This window comes from Streptomyces lasiicapitis (genome assembly GCF_014646335.1).
Classification (GTDB): domain Bacteria; phylum Actinomycetota; class Actinomycetes; order Streptomycetales; family Streptomycetaceae; genus Streptomyces; species Streptomyces lasiicapitis.
In genome coordinates this window covers 336,615-355,322 of the sequence record NZ_BMNG01000009.1, presented here as the reverse complement: position 1 = coordinate 355,322, position 18,708 = coordinate 336,615, and the positions used below count along the sequence as shown (strand labels likewise).

15 protein-coding genes are annotated in these 18,708 nt (G+C 71.3%); 9 read left to right on the top strand and 6 right to left on the bottom strand.

Annotated features, from left to right (window positions below):
• Positions 1-207 precede the first annotated feature (207 nt).
• Both IEY91_RS21595 and IEY91_RS21590 read right to left on the bottom strand, forming a co-directional pair.
• Positions 208-435, bottom strand: coding sequence for an MbtH family protein (locus IEY91_RS21595; RefSeq protein ID WP_164317555.1), 228 nt, complete (start codon positions 433-435; stop codon positions 208-210).
• A 232-nt stretch (positions 436-667) separates the two neighbouring features.
• Complete coding sequence (locus IEY91_RS21590; protein ID WP_189175282.1) at positions 668-1,465, bottom strand: thioesterase II family protein; 798 nt, start codon at positions 1,463-1,465, stop codon at positions 668-670.
• A gap of 677 nt (positions 1,466-2,142) precedes the next feature.
• Here IEY91_RS21590 and IEY91_RS21585 point away from each other — a divergent pair.
• The 4 genes from IEY91_RS21585 to IEY91_RS21570 all read left to right on the top strand — a co-directional run bounded on the left by IEY91_RS21585 (position 2,143) and on the right by IEY91_RS21570 (position 8,554).
• Positions 2,143-5,679, top strand: a complete 3,537-nt coding sequence (locus tag IEY91_RS21585; protein ID WP_189175281.1) for a non-ribosomal peptide synthetase — start codon at positions 2,143-2,145, stop codon at positions 5,677-5,679.
• A gap of 125 nt (positions 5,680-5,804) precedes the next feature.
• Positions 5,805-6,848 (top strand): 2,3-diaminopropionate biosynthesis protein SbnB, encoded by a 1,044-nt coding sequence (gene sbnB / locus IEY91_RS21580; protein ID WP_189175280.1) that lies wholly within the window; start codon positions 5,805-5,807, stop codon positions 6,846-6,848.
• A gap of 28 nt (positions 6,849-6,876) precedes the next feature.
• A complete protein-coding gene (gene sbnA, locus IEY91_RS21575) occupies positions 6,877-7,884 on the top strand; it encodes a 2,3-diaminopropionate biosynthesis protein SbnA (protein ID WP_189175279.1) in 1,008 nt (335 codons plus the stop codon).
• Between the two features lie 70 nt (positions 7,885-7,954).
• Positions 7,955-8,554 carry a class I SAM-dependent methyltransferase gene (locus tag IEY91_RS21570; RefSeq protein ID WP_189175278.1) on the top strand — a complete coding sequence of 200 codons (600 nt, stop codon included), beginning with the start codon at positions 7,955-7,957 and terminating at the stop codon, positions 8,552-8,554.
• Positions 8,555-8,591: 37 nt separating this feature from the next.
• Here IEY91_RS21570 and IEY91_RS21565 read toward each other — a convergent pair whose 3' ends face one another.
• Positions 8,592-9,347 (bottom strand): alpha/beta fold hydrolase, encoded by a 756-nt coding sequence (locus IEY91_RS21565; RefSeq protein WP_189175334.1) that lies wholly within the window; start codon positions 9,345-9,347, stop codon positions 8,592-8,594.
• A gap of 123 nt (positions 9,348-9,470) precedes the next feature.
• Here IEY91_RS21565 and IEY91_RS21560 point away from each other — a divergent pair, with 123 nt between their 5' ends.
• Positions 9,471-9,992, top strand: a complete 522-nt coding sequence (locus IEY91_RS21560) for a PadR family transcriptional regulator (protein WP_189175277.1) — start codon at positions 9,471-9,473, stop codon at positions 9,990-9,992.
• Positions 9,993-10,009: 17 nt separating this feature from the next.
• On the opposite strand, the gene IEY91_RS21555 is transcribed toward IEY91_RS21560, so the two are convergent.
• Positions 10,010-10,909, bottom strand: coding sequence for an oxygenase MpaB family protein (locus IEY91_RS21555; protein WP_189175276.1), 900 nt, complete (start codon positions 10,907-10,909; stop codon positions 10,010-10,012).
• Positions 10,910-11,008: 99 nt separating this feature from the next.
• Here IEY91_RS21555 and IEY91_RS21550 point away from each other — a divergent pair, with 99 nt between their 5' ends.
• Positions 11,009-11,308: a hypothetical protein gene (locus IEY91_RS21550; RefSeq protein ID WP_164317570.1), complete on the top strand. Its 300-nt coding sequence runs from the start codon at positions 11,009-11,011 to the stop codon at positions 11,306-11,308.
• A 222-nt stretch (positions 11,309-11,530) separates the two neighbouring features.
• Positions 11,531-12,409 (top strand): hypothetical protein, encoded by an 879-nt coding sequence (locus IEY91_RS21545; protein WP_189175275.1) that lies wholly within the window; start codon positions 11,531-11,533, stop codon positions 12,407-12,409.
• Between the two features lie 121 nt (positions 12,410-12,530).
• On the opposite strand, the gene IEY91_RS21540 is transcribed toward IEY91_RS21545, so the two are convergent.
• A complete protein-coding gene (locus tag IEY91_RS21540) occupies positions 12,531-12,713 on the bottom strand; it encodes a tail-anchor membrane protein (protein WP_164317574.1) in 183 nt (60 codons plus the stop codon).
• Positions 12,714-12,819: 106 nt separating this feature from the next.
• Positions 12,820-13,875 carry a fatty acid desaturase family protein gene (locus tag IEY91_RS21535; RefSeq protein ID WP_189175274.1) on the bottom strand — a complete coding sequence of 352 codons (1,056 nt, stop codon included), beginning with the start codon at positions 13,873-13,875 and terminating at the stop codon, positions 12,820-12,822.
• 322 nt (positions 13,876-14,197) lie between these two features.
• On the opposite strand from IEY91_RS21535, the gene IEY91_RS21530 reads away from it, so the two are divergent.
• Both IEY91_RS21530 and IEY91_RS21525 read left to right on the top strand, forming a co-directional pair.
• Positions 14,198-17,080 carry an SCO1167/SCO6262 family helicase gene (locus tag IEY91_RS21530; RefSeq protein ID WP_189175273.1) on the top strand — a complete coding sequence of 961 codons (2,883 nt, stop codon included), beginning with the start codon at positions 14,198-14,200 and terminating at the stop codon, positions 17,078-17,080.
• Positions 17,077-18,423: an SWIM zinc finger family protein gene (locus IEY91_RS21525; protein ID WP_373287993.1), complete on the top strand. Its 1,347-nt coding sequence runs from the start codon at positions 17,077-17,079 to the stop codon at positions 18,421-18,423. Before IEY91_RS21530 ends, IEY91_RS21525 begins: the two co-directional genes overlap by 4 nt.
• The last annotated feature ends 285 nt before the right edge of the window (positions 18,424-18,708 follow it).

The following is an 18,708-nucleotide window of genomic DNA, read 5'->3' as shown; positions in this document are numbered from 1 at the left end:
ACCAATACCCCTAATCGATCTGTTCAAAGAGTTCTTCGGACGGTAGGCAGTCCGCATGCGGCCGTCCGGGCATTCCTGTGACACGCCGGAAGTCGGCGCGGCCCTGAATGGGGGCCGGCCGCTCCTGGACACCGACTGTCACGAGAAGACGGGTTGCCGGGGAATCGGGAGTCGGCACCCGAAAAGCATGGAAAGGGTTGACGTCGGTCAGCCCTTGGCGTCAACTCCGGCTTCCATGGCGGCGATCAGACTCTTCGGGCGCATGTCGGTCCAGGACTGCTCGACGAATTCCAGGCACTCGGTACGTCCGGCCTCACCGAAGGCCTTTGTCCAACCGGCGGGGACGTCAGCGAAAGTGGGCCAGAGCGAGTGCTGGCCCTCGTCGTTGACGAGAACGACGTACGTACCGTCGGCGTCTTCGAACGGGTTGCTCATCGATTTCTCCTCTTGCGTGGGATCTTGAGTGGGGCTTGCACCGGACTTGCGTGGGGCCTGCGTGTGATCTTGTGCGGAATTCGTGGCGCGTCGGCGGTCCGGGAATCCGATGCACCGGGCACCGGTCAAGGCGCGGCAAAACTTCGGGGCGCTTTCGCCGGCGGGCCGCGCCGACGTCGTGTGCGGGATGAAGTGGTGCCGTACGGCCTGGCGACCGGTCGACGGCAGCGGGTCAGCGCGCCGGTCTGCCCAGGAGGGGCCGGAGGCGGCCGACGACGTCACCGACGAGTTCCTCGGCGTGCCGCGCCAGGTAGAAATGGCCGCCGTCGAAGCTCCGCGTGGCGAACGGACCACTCGTCACGGCCGACCACGCCTTGATCGCCGGCACGTCGAGGTGAGCGTCGTGGTCGCCGTAGTAGGTGAAGACCGGGGTGCTCAGGAGGCGGCCGCCGGGGCTTGTTCTTCCGTAGCGCTCCACCAGCCGGAAGTCCGAGCGTATGACGGGAAGGACCAGGTCACGGAGTTCGGGATCGCTGAAGGCGTGTGCCTCTGTGCCGCCCATGCCGATGACTTCGTCCATCAGTTCCCGGTCGTCGGCGCCGCCCAGATCTCGCACGTGCTCGTGCCCGGGGCCCGCGCGTCCGGAGAGGAAGAGCGCCACGGGCGCGGGGCCGTGGAACGGAGCGCGCTTCGTGTGCAGCCGCGCCGCGACCTCGTAGGCGACGGAGGCCCCCATGCTGTGCCCGAAGAACGCCAACGGCCTGTCGGACAACGACTGAACAGCGGACGACACCTCGTCGGCCAGTTCCTCCATGGACTCCGCGAAGGGGTCCATGAGGCGGTCTTCCCGGCCGGGGTATCGGACCGCCAGCACCTCGATATCGGGCGGGACAAGGCGGGCCCAGCCCCGAAAATAGCTCGCGGTGCCGCCGGCATGGGGAAAGCAAATCAGGCGGGCCCGCGGGCTTCCGCTCCACTTGGTGATTCGCCGGAACCAGCGGTCGGCCAGGGCATCGTTATCGCAAAGCATGTGCCATGGTTTCTTCAATAAGCCTGGGATGTACGGAGAGCGCCGGGACAGCCATTCCTTGTCCGGCTGCCCCGATGTGACGCCTTACTCAACGGGACACTGCCCATGGAGAGGCGACTCCCCTTCCGACAGCCGATGTCGCCGTACACGCCGAATCGCTGAAACCCATCAAGTCTTCCCCCGTTTTGCCTGTTTTCACGGCCTCGACACCTACCGCGGACCGCGTGCAGATCCTGCCCGCAGGTCAGCGCCGATCCAAGGCCCTGTGAGATTACTCACCGATGCCGCCTCGCAACATCAGGTTGGTCGCGCCCAGTTGACGTAACGTCATCGGTCGCACCCCACGACACTGCCACGAAGACCCGATCTGGACAAAATTCATTGGCCGCCGCTTCGGGTCGCACCGGACATGCCGTCAGTTCCCTGTCGGGCACGGGCCGAAGGCTCTACCGAACGCCCTCCCGGCGGCATACTCGGTGCGGTGCGGAACGCCCTCCCGACGGCATAGATCGGTGAGGTAACGTTTGACCGTCTTCGGCTGCGAGTAGTTCAGGGGGATCGGGCACGGGCCCGACATTCGTAGCCGTTCCACGGGGCGTCAAGCTGCTTTCTTCCAGCCAGATTTCGATGCGCCGTTCACCCCTCCCCGTCGGCGTCCGGCCCCACAGGAGAGAGCGATGACGATCACTGGAGCACCGCAGCGGCTGATACCTCGTTGGGCGCCGCCGGCCAGTGCCCGCCCCGGACACGCGGAGCTGTCCCGGGCGATACCCGTGCGCCTGGCCGCTCGCGTCCGCCTCCTGGCCCGCCGTTCCGCCGCGCCCTGGGAGGCGGCGGCGCTCGCCGCGCACACCGCGGTCCTCGGCGCGCTCAGCGGTGAACAGGCCTTCGTGACGGGCTACGTCCCCCCGGCCCCCGCCACCGACGCCGGAGCCCCGTCGGCCGAAGTCCGGCCGTGCACCCTCACCTTGGACGACGGAAGCTGGCGGACGCTCCTGACCACGGCCGCGCGCGCCGCCGGGAACGCCGTGGACGGCGCCTTCGAGACCGTGCTCGACCTCGGCCCCGGGCAGCCGCACCGCAGCCCCGACGCCGCCCTGACCGTCGCCCTGCGCAGCGGCCCGGAAGGACCGGCGCTGCACCTCCGCTACCGCACCGACGTCCTGGACGCCGAGGCGGCCGAGCGCATCGCGGGCTACTACGTGACCGCATGGGAGCACATGGCGGCCGCGCCCGACGCACCGTGCCGCAGCCGCGGCCTGCTGTCCGAGGACGAGCTCCACCGACAGCTCCACGGCATGGCCGGACCCGCCCGCGAGCTGCCCGACCGCCGCTTCCACGAGCTGTTCGAGGAGCAGGCGGCGCTGCGGCCGGACGCGATCGCAGCCGTGCACGGGAGCGACAGCCACACCTACGGCGAGCTCAACGCGAAGGCCAACCGCATCGCTCACGCGTTGCTCGCCCGGGAGTTGGGTCCGGAAGCGGTCGTGGCCGTCGTGACCGAGCGTCACCTCGACTGGCAGGCAGCGGTGATCGGCACCTTCAAGGCCGGAGCCGCCTACCTGCCCGTCGAGCCGGGTCTCCCGGCCGAGCGGATGGCCCGGATGCTGGAGCGCAGCGGCTGTCGCCTCGTCCTGACAGAGGAAGGCAGCTCCGGGCAGCTGACGCAGGCCGCTCCTGCGGACCTGGACGTGCTGACCGTCGCGGCCGCCGTCGCCGAAGACCGCTCCGAGCACAACCCCGCGATCCAGGTCGCCCCCGGCCAACTGGCCTATCTGTACTTCACCTCGGGCTCCACCGGCGAACCCAAGGGCGCCATGTGCGAGCACGAGGGATTCGTCAACCACCTGTACGCGAAGATCGACGACCTGGGCATCGAGGAGGGGCAGGTCGTCGCGCAGACCGCGCCGCAGTCCTTCGACATCTCCCTGTGGCAGCTCGTCGCCGCGCTCGTGGTCGGTGGACGCACACTGATCGTCGAGCAGGACGCGGTCCTCGACGTCGACCGCTTCCTGGAGACGGTGGAGCGGGGCGGGGTCACCGTGCTCCAGATCGTGCCGTCGTATCTGGAGGTGCTGCTGTCCCGCCTTGAGGACGCGCCAGGGCGCCTTTCCCGGCTGCGCTGCGTGTCGGTCACGGGCGAGGCGCTCAAGAAGGAGCTGACCGTACGCTGGTTCGCGCGGTTCCCCGACATCGCCCTGGTGAACGCCTACGGGCTCACCGAGACGTCGGACGACACCAACCACGCGGTGCTGACCGCGGTCCCGGAGCGGGACTCCGTGCCGCTCGGCCCGCCGGTGCGCAACGTGACGGTCTACGTGGTCGACGACGAACTGCGCCCGGTCCCCCTCGGCGCGCCCGGTGAGATCGTCTTCTCCGGGGTGTGCGTGGGGCGCGGCTACGTCAACGATCCCGCGCGTACGGACCAGGCGTTCGGCGAGGACCCGCACCGTCCGGGCCATCGGCTGTACCGCTCGGGTGACTTCGGGCGCTGGCTGCCGGACGGCTCGCTCGAGTTCCTCGGACGGCGTGACGCGCAGATCAAGATCCGGGGCTTCCGCATCGAGATGGGCGAGATCGAGAACCAACTGCTGCGGCTGCCCGGTGTCCGGGACGGCGCCGTCGTGGTCGTCGACAACGCCGACGGGGGCCGTGAGCTGGTCGGTTTCCAGACCGGCTCCGAACTGCCCACCGAAACGCTGCTCGACGGCCTGGCGCGGAGCCTGCCGGTGTACATGGTGCCGCGCACGGTCGTCCGTCTGGACGCGCTGCCGCTGACGTCGAACGGCAAGACCGACAAGCGGGCCCTCAGGGCGCTCGCCCAGGAACTCCTCGCGGCCACCGAGCAGGAGGCGCAGGACGCGCCGCGGACCGATGAGGAACGCCGGATGGCCGAGGCGTGGGCAGAGGTGCTGCGGGTGCCCGTCGAGAGGATCGGCCGCGAGAGCGACTTCTTCGCCCTGGGCGGGACCTCCCTGTCGGCGATCCGGCTCGTCGTACGGACGGAGCGGGCCTTCACCCTGCGGGACGTGCGCGAGCACCCCACGCTCGCCGGCCTCACCGCTCTGCGGGGCACTGCGGAGGACCGTTCTGCCGCGGCTGACTCCCCCTCCCCCGCATCCGACGTCAGTACGCCCGCATCCGATGCCAGTACGCCGTCAGCAGCCCGGGACGGCCAGCGAGACGAAGGATCCGAGCACACCATGACACCGACGTCGATCCCCGCCGCGAACGCGCCGTTCGACGTGGTCCGGACCGAGGGACGGCCTGCCGTCCTCGACCTCGGCCCCGCCGCCCCGTCCGACCCCGTCGCCTGGGCCGCCGAACACCGCGCACGGCTGCACGTGACCGTCGCCCAGCATGGCGCCCTGCTGGTGCGCGGCCTGGGCCTGCGGGACGCGCGGACGGTCGGGCGGGTGGGCCGGGAGCTGCTGCACGAGGTGATGACCGAGCGGGAGGGTTTCGCGGCGCGGAGCGTCCTCGCGGACGGCGTGTACTCGTCCTCGGAGTGGCCCGCCGAGCAGCCGATGTGCATGCACCACGAGCTGAGCTACGCCCGTGAGGTGCCGGGCACCCTGATGTTCGCCTGTCTGACGGCGCCGTCCTCCGGCGGCGTGACGGCCGTGGCGGACTCCCACGACGTACTGGAGGCGCTGCCCGCCGGCCTCGTGGAGCGGTTCGAGAGCGAGGGGTGGCTGCTCGACCGCAACTACACCGACCTCACCGGCATCGGTCTCGCGGCGGCGTTCGGCACCGGGGACCGTGCGGCCGTGGACGCGTACTGCGCCGCCCGCGGCATCGAGACCCACTGGGCCGGCGACGGCGGCCTGCGCACGCGCCAGCGCTCCGCGGCCCTGCTGCGCCACCCGGTGACCGGCCGCCGGGCCTGGTTCAACCAGGTCTCGTTCCTCAGCGAGTGGACGCTCGACGCGGCGATCCGCGAGTACCTGAAGTTCGAGTTCGGCGACGACGGCCTGCCCTTCAACACCCGCTACGGCAGCGGCGCCGCCATCGACGAGGCCACCGTGCTCGCCATCAACGAGGTGTACGAGAAGCGCACGCTGCGTGAGCCGTGGCGGGCCGGGGACCTCATGATCGTCGACAACCTGCGGATGGCCCACAGCCGGGAGCCGTACGAGGGGAGCCGTGAGGTCGCGGTCGTCCTCGGTGACCCCGTGGCGCTGCCGGCCTTCCCCGGCCCGGCGCAGTCCTGACACCGGGGTGCTTCCGGGCTGCCGCGCGCCCTACCGCCACGGCGGCGGCGTGCGCCTCAGCCTCGCCGAATACCGAACACCCAGCAGTCCCCAAGTCCACGCATCCCTCACAGTTGGAGTCAGCCTTGTCCCACGAGCCCGTCGTGCCGTCATTCGCCGTGATCACCGGCGAGCAGGTCGCCCAGGTGCTCACCGGCGGCGAGACGCAGGTGGTGGATCTGGTCGAGGAGGTCTACCGGCTGCACGGCCGGAACTCCACGGTCAATCCCCCGTCGTACTTCCTGCGGTTCCCGGACCGGCCCAAGTCCCGGATCATCGCCCTGCCCGCGTCCGTGGGCGGCGAGCAGCCGACGGACGGCCTGAAGTGGATCTCCAGCTTCCCCGACAACGTCGCGTCCGGCATCCCGCGCGCGTCCGCGGTCCTCATCCTCAACGACCACGCCACGGGCTACCCGTTCGCGTGTCTGGAGAGCTCGATCATCAGCGCCTCCAGGACCGCGGCTTCGGCGGTGCTCGCGGCCGGCCGGCTCAGCCCGGGTGAGCGGCCGCGCCGCATCGGCTTCATCGGCACCGGGCTCATCGCCCGCTACATCCACCACTACTTCGAGGCCACCGGCTGGACCTTCGACGAGGTGGGCGTCCACGACCTGTCCGACGACCACGCGGCGGCGTTCGCGCAGTACCTGAACGGCCGTCCGGGCAGCGCCCGCGTCACCGTCGGCCGTACCGCCGAGGACGTGATCCGGGACAGCGACCTGGTGGTCTTCGCCACCGTCGCGGCGACTCCGCACGTGCACGACCCCGCGTGGTTCGCGCACAACCCGCTGGTGCTCAACGTGTCGCTGCGGGACGTGGCCCCGGACGTGGTCCTGGCCGCGGCGAACTTCGTCGACGACGTGGAGCACTGCCTCAAGGCCGACACCTCCGTCCACCTCACCGAACAGCGGACGGGCAACCGGGACTTCATCGACGGCACTCTGTACGACGTCCTGGAGGGCCGGGCCCAGGTGCCGACGGACCGGCCGGTGATCTTCTCCCCGTTCGGCCTGGGTGTCCTCGACATCGCTCTCGGCAGGCATGTCCACGACCAGCTGCGGGAGGCGGGCCGGCTCGGAGTCGTGGAGGGCTTCTTCCACGAGCTCGACCGCTACGGACGTACCGGCGCCTAGTCGGCGCGCGAGCGAAAGGGGTGATGAAGTGCCGGTTGTCTCAGCCCCCTACGAGATCAACGCGGATGACGTGTTCGTGAATCTCGCGTCGGTCTTCGGGGTGCCGCTCCATCTCAAGTGCGAGGGCTTCAACCTCGCGGGCTCCATCAAGCTCAAGGCCGCCCTGGAGATGGTGCGTGCGGCCGAGCGGGACGGTGTTCTCACTCCTGGGTCCGTGATCGTCGAGTCGTCCTCGGGCAACCTCGGCATCGCGCTGAGCATGATCGCGGCGCACCGGGGTTACGGCTTCGTCTGCGTCACGGACTCCCGGTGCAACCGGGCGAGCCGCCGTCTGATGGAGTCGCTCGGCGCGGAGGTGCGCGTGGTCACGCAGGCGGACGAGAGCCGCGGCCTGCTGGGCGCGCGGATCGACCTGGTGCAGCGGATGTGCGAGGAGGACTCGCGGTACGTCTGGCTGAACCAGTACGCGAACCCGAACAACTGGCGGGCGCACTACCGCAGTACGGCGCCCGCCATAGCGGCCGAGTTCCCGGAGCTCGACGTCCTCTTCGTGGGAGCGGGCACCGGCGGCACGCTGATGGGCTGCGCCCGCTACTTCCGTGAGCGGAGCAGGCCCGTGACGATCGTGGCCGTCGACAGCGTCGGCTCCGTGACCTTCGGCGGTCCCGCGCTGCCCCGGATGATTCCGGGCCTCGGCGCGGGGGTGCGGCCTCCGCTGCTCGACGCGAGCCTGGTGGACGACGTGGTGATGGTGCCCGAGCGGGACACCGTCGACAGCTGTCACGCGATGGCGCGGCAGGGGTTCCTGTTCGGTGGTTCGACGGGCACGGTGGTCAGCGGTGCGCTGCGCTGGCTGGCCGCGCGCGCGGACGCGCACGCCCTCACCGCCGTGGCACTCGCCCCCGACCAGGGCGAGCGCTATCTCGACTCCGTGTACGACCCCGCGTGGGTGGAGCGGCACTTCGGTTCGCCGCAGAGCTGGGGCGAACCGGTCGAGCAGCCCGTACGGCCGCAGGAACTGGCGCGGGATTCCTGAGCCTGAAGGGCACCCCGGGCGGGGACGGACGACCCCGGCCCTTTCCGGATGCTTGCGGGATCATGAGCCCATGACTGACGACCACACACACGTCCAGGAGTTCTTCGCGGCACGTGCCGCCGACTGGGACAGCCGCTTCCCCGACGACGGCCCGGCCTACCGTGCCGCCGTGGCCGAACTCGGCCTGCGGCCGGGCGCCCGGGTCCTGGACGCCGGCTGCGGCACGGGCCGCGCCCTGCCAGCGCTGAGGGACACGGTGACGTCCTCCGGGACGGTCCTGGGGGTGGATCTCACTCCGGCCATGCTGGAGGCCGCCGTACGGGCGGGCAGGCAGTCCTGCGGCCGGCTCCTGCTCGCGGATGTGGCGCGGCTGCCCGTGCGCGCGCAGACGCTCGACGCCGTGTTCGGTGCGGGCCTCATCTCGCACCTGCCCGACCCGGCCGAGAACCTGCGGGAGTTGGCACGGGTGGTGCGCCCGGGAGGGCTGCTCGCGCTGTTCCACCCCATCGGGCGCGCGGCCCTGGCGGCCCGCCAGGGCCGTCAGATCACTCCGGACGACCTGCGCGCCGAGGACAACCTCCGTCCACTGCTTGCCGGGTCGGGCTGGCAGATGACGTCGTACGTCGACGAGGACGCCCGCTTCCTCGCCCTGGCCGTACGGCAGGGCTGACGCCCCGCGGGCACACGCGGGCATACGCGGGCGTCGTTCAGGAGCGTCCCGCGAGCACTGCGGCGAAGGCGGCCGGGTTGTCCAGCATGACGTTGTGCCCGGCGTGCGGCACGGTGACGACCCGCACGCCGGACGCCTCCAGGCCGTCCCCACCCGGGACGTCCCCGCTCCGCGCGCCCTGCACATAGACACGCTCCACGGAGAGCGCCGTCAGCATCGCGCGCATCGTGGGGTGCGTCCCGCGCACGAGCCCGGTGGCGCTGCGGTGCAGGGCACGCGGGTCGGTGAGGCGCATGGTCGCGGCCCATTCCGGTCCGACCTTCTCCAGCACGCGCGCGTGGCCCTCGGTGACGAAAGCGTCCTCTTCGTAGTCCGCGATTCCGCTGCTGCCCGCCGTCTTCGGCGGGTGCGGGTCGAGGTTGGCCTCCGTGAGGACCAGGCGTGCCACCAGGTCGGCCCTGCGGTGGGCCAGCACGATGGCCACGGAGCCGCCCATGCTGTGCGCGACGATCTCCGCTTCGCGCACGCCCGCCTCGTCCAGGGCCGCCGCCAACGCGTCCGCGTGGTCTTCCAGGGTGTAGCCGAAGCCACTGGGGCGGTCACTCAGTCCATGACCGGGCAGGTCCACGAACAGCGATCTGCGCCCCGCCAGTTCGGGCCGGGCGGCGATGTGCGCGTGGTAGGGCGCCGACGCCGCCCCGAGACCGTGCACGTACACACGCGCGGGCCCTTCGCCCTCGAACTCGGTCCACCGGATCAGACTGCCCTCCGCGTCGAACCGCGCGTCCCGGATCGTCATGTTCCGCTCCCCCTGAGTGCCGTGTGCCGCGTCTTTGTCCCGCATTCCGTCACACAATACATCGGACTCGAAGTACTACGACAACGATGTACTCCGTGCGTGCGGCAGAATACGGGCATGCTGGAGCTCGCCATCCTTGGATTCCTCTACGACCACTCGCTGCACGGCTACGAGTTGCGCAAGCGCATCACCGCCCTGACCGGGCACGTGCGCCCGGTCGCGGAGAGCACGCTCTACCCCGCCATCAAGCGTCTCGAGAAGGCCGGTCTGCTGGCCCGTGAGACCCAGCCGGGCGCCGTCGCCGCTCCTCGCCACGTCCTGAGCCTCACCGACGCCGGCAGAAACGAGCTGCGCCGTCGTCTCGCGGAGCCCGCGCGGGCGGACATCACCGACGAGAACCGCTGGTTCACGGTGCTCGCCTTCCTGCGCCACCTGGACGAGGCGTCCGCCCAGGCCGCCGTGTTGCGGCGCCGTCTCGACTTCCTCCAGGAACCGGCCAGCTTCTTCTACGAAGGCGACCGCCCGCTGCGCGCGGAAGAGCTGGACGATCCCTTCCGCCAGGGCATCCTCACCATCGCGCGCGCCACGAGCCGGGCGGAACTCGCCTGGCTGCGCAAGACGTTGGCGTCACTCGGCTGACGCCTCCCGCGCCGCGGTCAGTCCGTCGACAGCCCCTCGTGCCGCACCGGGCAGCCGCGCACGCCCGGCACCGGGCGCGTGCCCAGCTCGTCGACCCGGTAGCCGTCCGGGTAGCCCTTGATCTCACGGTTCTGCCGGGCGTAGTGCGGGGTGGTGCGCGGCGGCAGCAGACGCACCGCACGCCCTCGCAGCCACACCGCGCGCCGGACCAGCGTCCGGGTGAGGGCGGGCGGCGGTTCGTAACGGAAGGCCTTCACCAGTGAGTCGTCGAGGAGAGCGACGGTGGCCGCGCGCAGGACGGGAGCCAGGGGGCGGGGATACCAGGAGGCCATCAGATCGATGGTGGCGTCGGAGACCCTGCGTGCCCCTTCGCCTTCGTCCCATCCGAAGTGAGCCTCTTCGTAGGCGTCGAGACACTCGGCGAACTCTTCGTAGGAGCCCGGGATGGCCGTGATGCCCAAGTGCTGTCCCAGAGTGCGGTAGTACACGGCGGACGCGACTGCCTCGTGCCGTGAGAACCTGCGCCATCCGTAGGTGTCGATCCATCTCTTGGGCGTGACCACGAACGTGCACAGCACGTACCGCATGTCGTCGTTGCTGATGTCGTAGCTGCGGTGCATCTGGTTGATGCGCCGGACCGCCGTGTGCCCCACGTCGCTGTCGAAGCCGTGCTCGACGATCGCGTCGAGGAGCAGGGCCGTGTCGTCGTACCGCTTCTGCGTGCGGTCCGTCAGCTCCGCGGTCCGCGCGAGGAGGCGGCCGATGCTCGGGACGGCGTACGTGCGGTAGAGGGCCAGTTCGAGGGCCCGGGTGAAGTCCCAAGGGAACTCGTACACCGCGGAGAGACGATAGATCGTCAGGAAGTCCTTCTCCGGGTCCAGACACCGGATCTGCTGAAGCCGTTCGTAACGCTTCACGACGCGGTCCCCCTTTTGTCGCCGCGAGTCCAACTCTACGTTGAGGACCTGAAGATGAGCCGTGTAGCAGCGGGATCCAATCGGGGGAAGGCGGCCCACATGTTCGACCGAATCCGCAGGCTGTTGGGCCGGAGCGGACCGACGACACGTACGGACAAAGCGGTGCCGACGGAGAAGCCGCGCCCGCACAATCTCTTCGAGGCCGCCGCCGTGTACGTGGTGGCGTGCGCCGAGGACGATCAGGATCGGGTCGACGAGGCCGCGGCATGGGTGTCTCCGGAGGCGCTGTCCTTCGGCGTGAACGAACTCGCCTGCCGTGCCGTCATCGCGCTCGCCCGGGAACACGACGAATCGCCGCGCGACGTGGCACGTACGCTCCTCGGCCTGCCTGCCGCCTGACGTCGTGACGCACGCGCGCGTAGGCCGGGCGTTTTCTTGAACGACGCGCGGCACGGCAGACAGACGAAGCGCGAACTGGCTCTGGGCATGACAGGCAGCGTAGGCAGCGGTTCGGGTGGCGTACGAGCGGATTTTCCTGGTCATCCACCCTCGACGACGTCACGGGCCAGTGGTTAGGGTGCGCCGACGGAGGAAGAAGTGGCCAGTGATGGGGAGGCCGGCATGGCCGGGACGGACGACGCTGTCGCCACCGATGACGACGCGCTGTACGTACTCACGGCGGTCTTGCTGACGCCCGCGAAGTTCCCCAGTGTGCTCGGCGACGACTATCCGGAAGCGTGTGCGGCCCTGAGGCTGCCCCCGATGGCGGCCGGCTACGGCCTGGTGCTCGGCCAGGACAGCGCCGGTGCGCGCTGGACCGTCGTCACCGACGATGTGTCGCTGGTCGCCGTGGCGATCGCCTCGTGGGACTGCGGCATGGAGTACGACCTGTCGCCCGGTGAACGCACCGTGGTCGCCGCGCTGCCCGGCTGGCCGCTCGCGGTGGCGGTGGCCGCCCCTGGAGTGCCCGCGCCGCACGACCCGGAACCGGACCCCGAGCAGCCGGACCTGCTCCCGCTCGCCCCGCCCCAGTCGGACGCCTGGGGGCCCGCACAGCGCCGTCTCGGCGCCGACGAGATCGCCCTCCAGTGGGCGGCGTGGCGCGAGCAGATCGACGACGCGGACTTCACCGCGGAGGGTGCCGTTGACGACGCGAGCCCTCTCGACGGCGACGAACAAGCACCGCCCGTCAGCGAAGACGAAGGCAGGGGCGAGGCCCCGACGTCCGAGCCGCTGACCGGCGTACGACGCGTCCTCGCGGAGGTGCGCAGGTACGTGGACACGCCTCCGCCGCTCGGGCGGGTACGGTCGTCGTTCGCGTCCGGCGAGGCACGCACTCTGCGCGCCGACGGCCCTGGCTGGTCCATGGTCGCCAGGACCGACGACATCGCGTTCGTCCTGCTCGACGAGGAGCCCGGAGAGGTACTGCCGGTGGGACGCGGGCGCGAGTTGCCGGGGCTGCTCGAAGCGCTCGACAGGATGGCTGTGCGACCCTCCTGAGGCTGATGGGCTTCCCCGCGGGCAGGCGGGCAGGCGGGCAGGCGGGCAGGCGGGCAGGCGGTGGTACCTCAGGACGCGGACGAGTCGTACGTCGCCGGTCGGGTGGCTGAGCCGTGGCGGCTCAGCGGCCGAGCTCCTTGCGGGTGACGCGGCGCAGCCTGCGGCGCTGGCCGGAGTCGAGCGTCAGATAGGCCGCCGCCGGGACGCCGACCACGATCAGGAATGCGATCCACCAGGGCAGCCAGATCAGCAGGATGAGCCCTGCCGCCACGCCTCCCGCAGCGATCTTCGCCTTCTTCGACATGTCCGTCGCCTCCTTCGCGGCTGTTGCCGCTCTCTGTCTTGAGAAACGGGATCGGACCGCGCCCAGTTCCGGGACGCGACCCTGACCGAACCCTGACGTACGACCCCTACTCGACCCTGAGTGGTTCGCCCACCTCGTGCATGTGGCGCAGCACCTGCCGGTAGGAGTCGACGAGCCCGGCCTCCGCGTAAGACATACCCACAGCATGACAGTGCGCGCGGACCAGCGGCTGGGCCGCCCGCAGATGCGGCCGGGGCATGCTCGGGAACAGGTGGTGCTCGATCTGGTAGTTCAGCCCGCCCAGGAGCCAGTCGGTGAGGGCGCCGCCGCGGATGTTCCGGGAGGTGAGGACCTGCCGCTTCAGGTGGCCCCATCGCTCTCCGTCGGGGTCGGGCATCTCCATGCCCTTGTGGTTGGGGGCGAAGGCCATGCCCAGGTGCAGGCCGAAGAGTGCCTGATGGAGGGCGGCGAAGGCGATCGCGTGGCCCAGGGGCATCGCGGTCAGCAGCAGCGTCACGTAGCCCACGAGGTGCACCACCAGGAGGGGGCCTTCGACCGCCCGCTCGCGCGGGGTCTGCCGGCGCAGGTCGCGGAATCCGTAGACCTTCATGGCGATGCCTTGCAGCAGCGTCAGGGGGAAGAACAGCCATGCCTGGTTGCGGGTGAGCCAGCTGCGGAAGCCGACGCGGAACCGGGCCTGCTTCGCGGTGAACACCAGGATGTCGGCGGCGACATCGGGGTCCTTGTCGATGTGGTTGGGGTTGGCGTGGTGCCGGTTGTGCTTGTCGTTCCACCAGCCGACGCTCATTCCCAGGAGCAGGTTGCCGTGGAAGAGGCCGATGAGGCGCGCCACCGCGCGGTTGCCGGTTATCTGGGAGTGCCCGGCATCGTGCCCGAAGAAGGCGGTGCGGGCACACAGCACGGAGAGCACCGGCGCCAGGAGCAGCACCCACCAGGTGTGCCCGACAGCGAACAGTCCGGCGCACACGCCCCCCAGGGCCACCGCGTTGACGACCATGCTGCGCACGTACCAGCCCGTGCGCCGATCGAGGAGCCCCCGCGCTTTCATGGTGCGCAGGAGCGGCGCGAAGTCGCTCCCGGAGGTGTGCCGTGCGGTGACGTCGGTGGGGCGTTCCGCGACGGCTGCGGCAGCCTGGGGCATGGCGAGGGTCTCCGGTCTCCGTGAGAATGCGCTGACCTCAGGAAACGTACGGATCTGTGACCTTCGGCGACCATGGCGCCACCACCCGTGTTCGACCGGGGGGCAGCGCCCGCGCGGAGGGGTGCTGGGTACACCCCGCCCGCACGGAGGGATGCTGGGCCTCTCGCGCGGAGGGATGCGGCGCCCTGGCGGGGAGGGCCGCCGGGCACCCTCCGAAGGAGTGAGTCAGATCACGCCATAAGCGACACACCAAGACGGCGATCACGATGTACTCTCGGGCGCTCCGGTCTCATTAGTCAAACTTGAGGAATGCGCCATCGCTGTGCACAGGCTCTCCGCTGTCACCCCCTCCGAGATCTCAGAACTGTCCCGCTGCTCCGTCGTGTTCGTCCCCGGTGACCCCGGGCGCACCGGGCACGTCGCGTTCTGGCGTGCCGACGGCGACACCCCGCCCACGTCGGCATCGGCAACCGTCGGTGAGCTGACCGTGGCCACGCCCGGTGCCGACGGAATCCACCTCGGGGTCGTCCCGGCGTCACTGCTGCCGGTCGGTGCCGCGCTGCCCGTCCTCACGCGCGCGCGGACGGCATCCGGTGCGCACCCGACTGCGGCGTTCTGGGGTTCGGCGGCCATGCTCGCCCTGCAACTGGCCGCCCGCGGGCTGCTGTTGCCCGGACTCACCGACAGCGACCACGACGCCTGGCGTGCGGGCCCGTTGAGCACCGAGGATCTGCGCAGGCTGCGCGACCTCGCCGCCGCGATGCCGCCCGCCGCCCATGCCGTCCCCCTCGACGACGGCCCGCCGGTGCGCCTGCCCGAGCCGGAGCGGCTGCTGCGCCAGTTCCTGGACGCGGTCGCCGACACGCTGCCCCGCTCCCCCGCCGCCGTGGCGGCCGCCGGGCACCCCGCGTTCGCCTCGCCCGAGCCCCAGCACGTGCCCGCGCAACGCGCCTGGGCCACTGATGTCGCCGCGGGCCACGACGCCGGAGTACGGATCTCGCTGCGCGTCGAGGTGCCGGGCCTCGTGTCGGACACCTCCGCGGATACCCGGCTTCCGTTCCGGGCCGTCGTGCAGATCCACAGTGTCAGCGACCCGTCGCTCGTCGCGGACGCCGCGGAGGTGTGGGCCGGTTCCGGCGCCGCCGCCGGGGCGTTCGGGCCGCGCGCCCGGATGGACGCCCTCCTGGCCCTGCGCCGTGCCACGCGCGCGTGGGCACCGCTCGGGCCGCTGCTCTCGGCGCCGGTGCCGGACGCGATCGAACTCGCCGACGAGGAGGTCACGGAGCTCTTGGGCGAGGGCGCGCGCATGCTCGCCGTGGCCGGCGTGGACGTGCACTGGCCCAGGGAGCTGGCCCGCAGCCTCACCGCCCGCGCGGTCATCGGCCCCGAAGACGCCGAGGACTCCGACGGCGGCGAGAAGGGGCCCGGGAAACTCGGCTCGGACGCGCCGTCGCACCTCTCCGCCGACGCCCTGCTGGCTTTCAACTGGCGCTTCGCACTGGGCGATCAGGAGCTGACCCGCGAGGAGCTCGACCGCCTCGCGGAGGCCAACCGCCCGGTGGTGCGGCTGCGCGACCAGTGGGTGCTCATCGACCCCGACGAGGCCCGGCGCGCCCGCGCGCAACAGGACCACAAGGTCACGCCCATCGACGCGTTGAGCGCCGCCCTGACCGGCACCACGGAGGTGCAGGGCCGCCGCTTCGAGGTCGAGCCCACGGGCTGGCTCGCGACCCTGCGGGAGCGCCTGGCGGACCCCGAGGGCATGGACCCGGTGGGACAGCCCGCGGCGCTCGCCGCCGACCTGCGCGACTACCAGTTGCGGGGTCTCAACTGGCTGGCCCGGATGACGTCCTTGGGGCTCGGCGGATGCCTCGCCGACGACATGGGACTCGGCAAGACCATCACGCTCATCTCGCTGCATCTGCACCGGCAGAGCGACGAGACGACCGCGGGCCCCACGCTCGTCGTGTGTCCGACCTCGCTGATGGGCAACTGGCAGCGGGAGATCGAGAAGTTCGCGCCCGGCACGGCCGTACGCCGCTTCCACGGGGCACAGCGCGGCCTGGACGACCTGGTGGACGGCGAGTTCGTGCTGACCACGTACGGGACGATGCGGCTCGACGCGGAACGGCTCGCGGCGGTCGGCTGGGGCATGGTCGTCGCCGACGAGGCGCAGCACGTCAAGAACCCGTACTCCGCCACGGCCAAGCAACTGCGCACCATCAGCGCACGCGCGCGCGTGGCGCTCACCGGCACCCCCGTGGAGAACAACCTCTCCGAGCTGTGGGCGATCCTCGACTGGACCACTCCGGGACTGCTCGGCAAGCTCGGCACCTTCCGCACCCGCTATGCCCAGGCCGTGGAAGGCGGCGCCGACCCGGCCGCGGCCGAGCGGCTCTCCCAACTGGTGCGGCCCTTCCTGCTGCGCCGCCGCAAGTCGGACCCGGGCATCGCCCCCGAGCTGCCGCCCAAGACGGAGACCGACCGCGCCGTCTCCCTCAGCACCGAACAGGCGGGCCTCTACGAAGCGGTGGTCCGCGAGACGCTGGCCGAGATCTCCGGAGCCGACGGCTTCGCCCGCCGCGGCCTGATCGTGAAGCTGCTGACCGGCCTGAAGCAGATCTGCAACCACCCCGCGCAGTACCTCAAGGAGGACAAGCCGCGCATCACGGGCCGCTCCGGGAAGCTGGAGCTCCTGGACGAACTGCTGGACACCATCCTCGCCGAGGAGGCGAGCGTGCTCGTGTTCACGCAGTACGTGCAGATGGCGCGTCTCATCGAACAGCACCTGTCGTCCCGCGGCATCGCCTCGCAGTTCCTCCACGGCGGGACCCCGGTGCCCGCGCGCGAGGCGATGGTCCAGCGCTTCCAGGACGGCGAAGTGCCCGTCTTCTTGCTGTCGTTGAAGGCGGCGGGCACGGGCCTGAACCTCACGCGGGCGGAGCATGTCGTGCACTACGACCGGTGGTGGAACCCCGCCGTCGAGGCCCAGGCCACGGACCGCGCGTACCGCATCGGGCAGACGCAGCCCGTGCAGGTGCACCGGCTGATCGCGGAGGGCACCATCGAGGACCGCATCGCCGAGATGCTGCTGCGCAAGCGCGCGCTCGCCGACGCCGTCCTCGGTTCCGGCGAGGCGGCGCTCACCGAGCTGACCGACGCCGAACTGGCCGACCTGGTCGAGCTGCGCGGGGGGACGGCGTGAGGAGCGACGGGTACGACGAGACGCACGACGCAGCACACGGCAGGGGCGGCGACAACGGGAGCGACGACGTGACCTCGTACGACAACGAGCGGACCTTCGAGGCGCTGCCTCCCGCGCACGGGCGCGGGTTCGCGCAGACCTGGTGGGGCCAGGCATGGATGAAGGCCCTGGAGGACACCGCGCTGGACCTCGCACAGCTCAAGACGGGCCGCCGACTCGCGCGGGCGGGTGCCGTGGGCGCGGTCTCCGTACGCCCCGGGCGCATCACCGCGGTCGTGCAGGACAAGAACGGCACGGCGCACCGCTCCGACGTGCTGCTGCAGGAGCTCAGCGACGACGAATGGGACCGCCTCCTCGGCATGGCCGTCGAGCGGGCCGGGCACATCGCCGCGCTGCTCGACCGGGAGATGCCGCCGCACCTGGTGGAGGACGCGGCGACCGCCGGCGTCGAACTGCTGCCCGGCATCGGCGATCTGGAGCCGGAGTGCGACTGTGAGGCGTGGGACCACTGCGGGCACACGGCCGCCCTGTGCTACCAGGTGGCGCGCCTGCTGGACCAGGATCCGTTCGTGCTGCTCCTGATGCGCGGACGCGGCGAGCGTGAGCTCCTCGACGAGTTGCAGGTCCGCAGCGTCGCGCACCAGGCCGCGCCGGAGGCCCCGCGGGAGGAGGCACGGGAAGCCGCCCAGGAGGGCGTGGACGCCGCTGAGGCGTACGAGGACGGCGCGATACTGCCCCCGCTGCCCGAACCGCCCGTACTGCCCGCAGAACCCGGTCTGCCGCCTTCGCTCGACACAGAGGCGGAGCCGGCGCCCGGCGTGGATGCGGCGGCGCTGGAGTTCCTGGCGGCGCGTGCGGCGGCCGAGGCCCACCGGCTCCTTGCCGAGGCCCTCGCGCCCGGCCACGAACAGCAGCCTGTCGACCCCGGGTTGACGCCCGGCGAGGATGCCGTCCGACTGGCCGCCGCCTCGCCGGAGGCCGCGATCGCGGGACGTCTCGCGGAGGGTTCGGGCCGCGACCGGGACGGCCTGGCGCGAGCGGTGACGGCCTGGGGGTACGGGGGCCGTGCCGCGCTGGCCGTCCTGGAGGAGGAGTGGACCCTGGAGGCGGGCTCGCTGGCACGCGCGCGTGCCGCGCTGGACGAGGCCTGGGACGAGGGCGAGCGTCCCACGCTGCGCGCCGCCCGCAACCGCTGGACGGTGGTCGGCGCCGACGCCCAGCTGCGCCACGGGCGCGATGGCCGCTGGTGGCCCTACCGTAAGGACCACGGCCGTTGGGTGCCGGCCGGACCGGCCGCGAACGATCCGGCAACCGCGCTGGCCGCCGTCACCGCGGGTGACTGACCGGGCGTCGCGCATGGCCGAAATCCGCACAGCGGCCACCGGCGTGACCGCGTTGGTGACACGTGCGCCGCGAACACCGACGCGCGCACTCACCCCGGTCGGCGATTGAGCAAAGTGATGACACCCAGGACCGTGGAAGGCGCCGGTCCAGGCGTGCGGGTCCAGCCGAAGGGGAGATGAGGGATGACACGGGCGGAGCGCCCCCGCCGCCGCTGATCGCCCCGGTGATGACGGCGCCTCCTGCCCCTCGCGGGAGGCGCCGTCGGCATGCCATGTGCCGTTCAC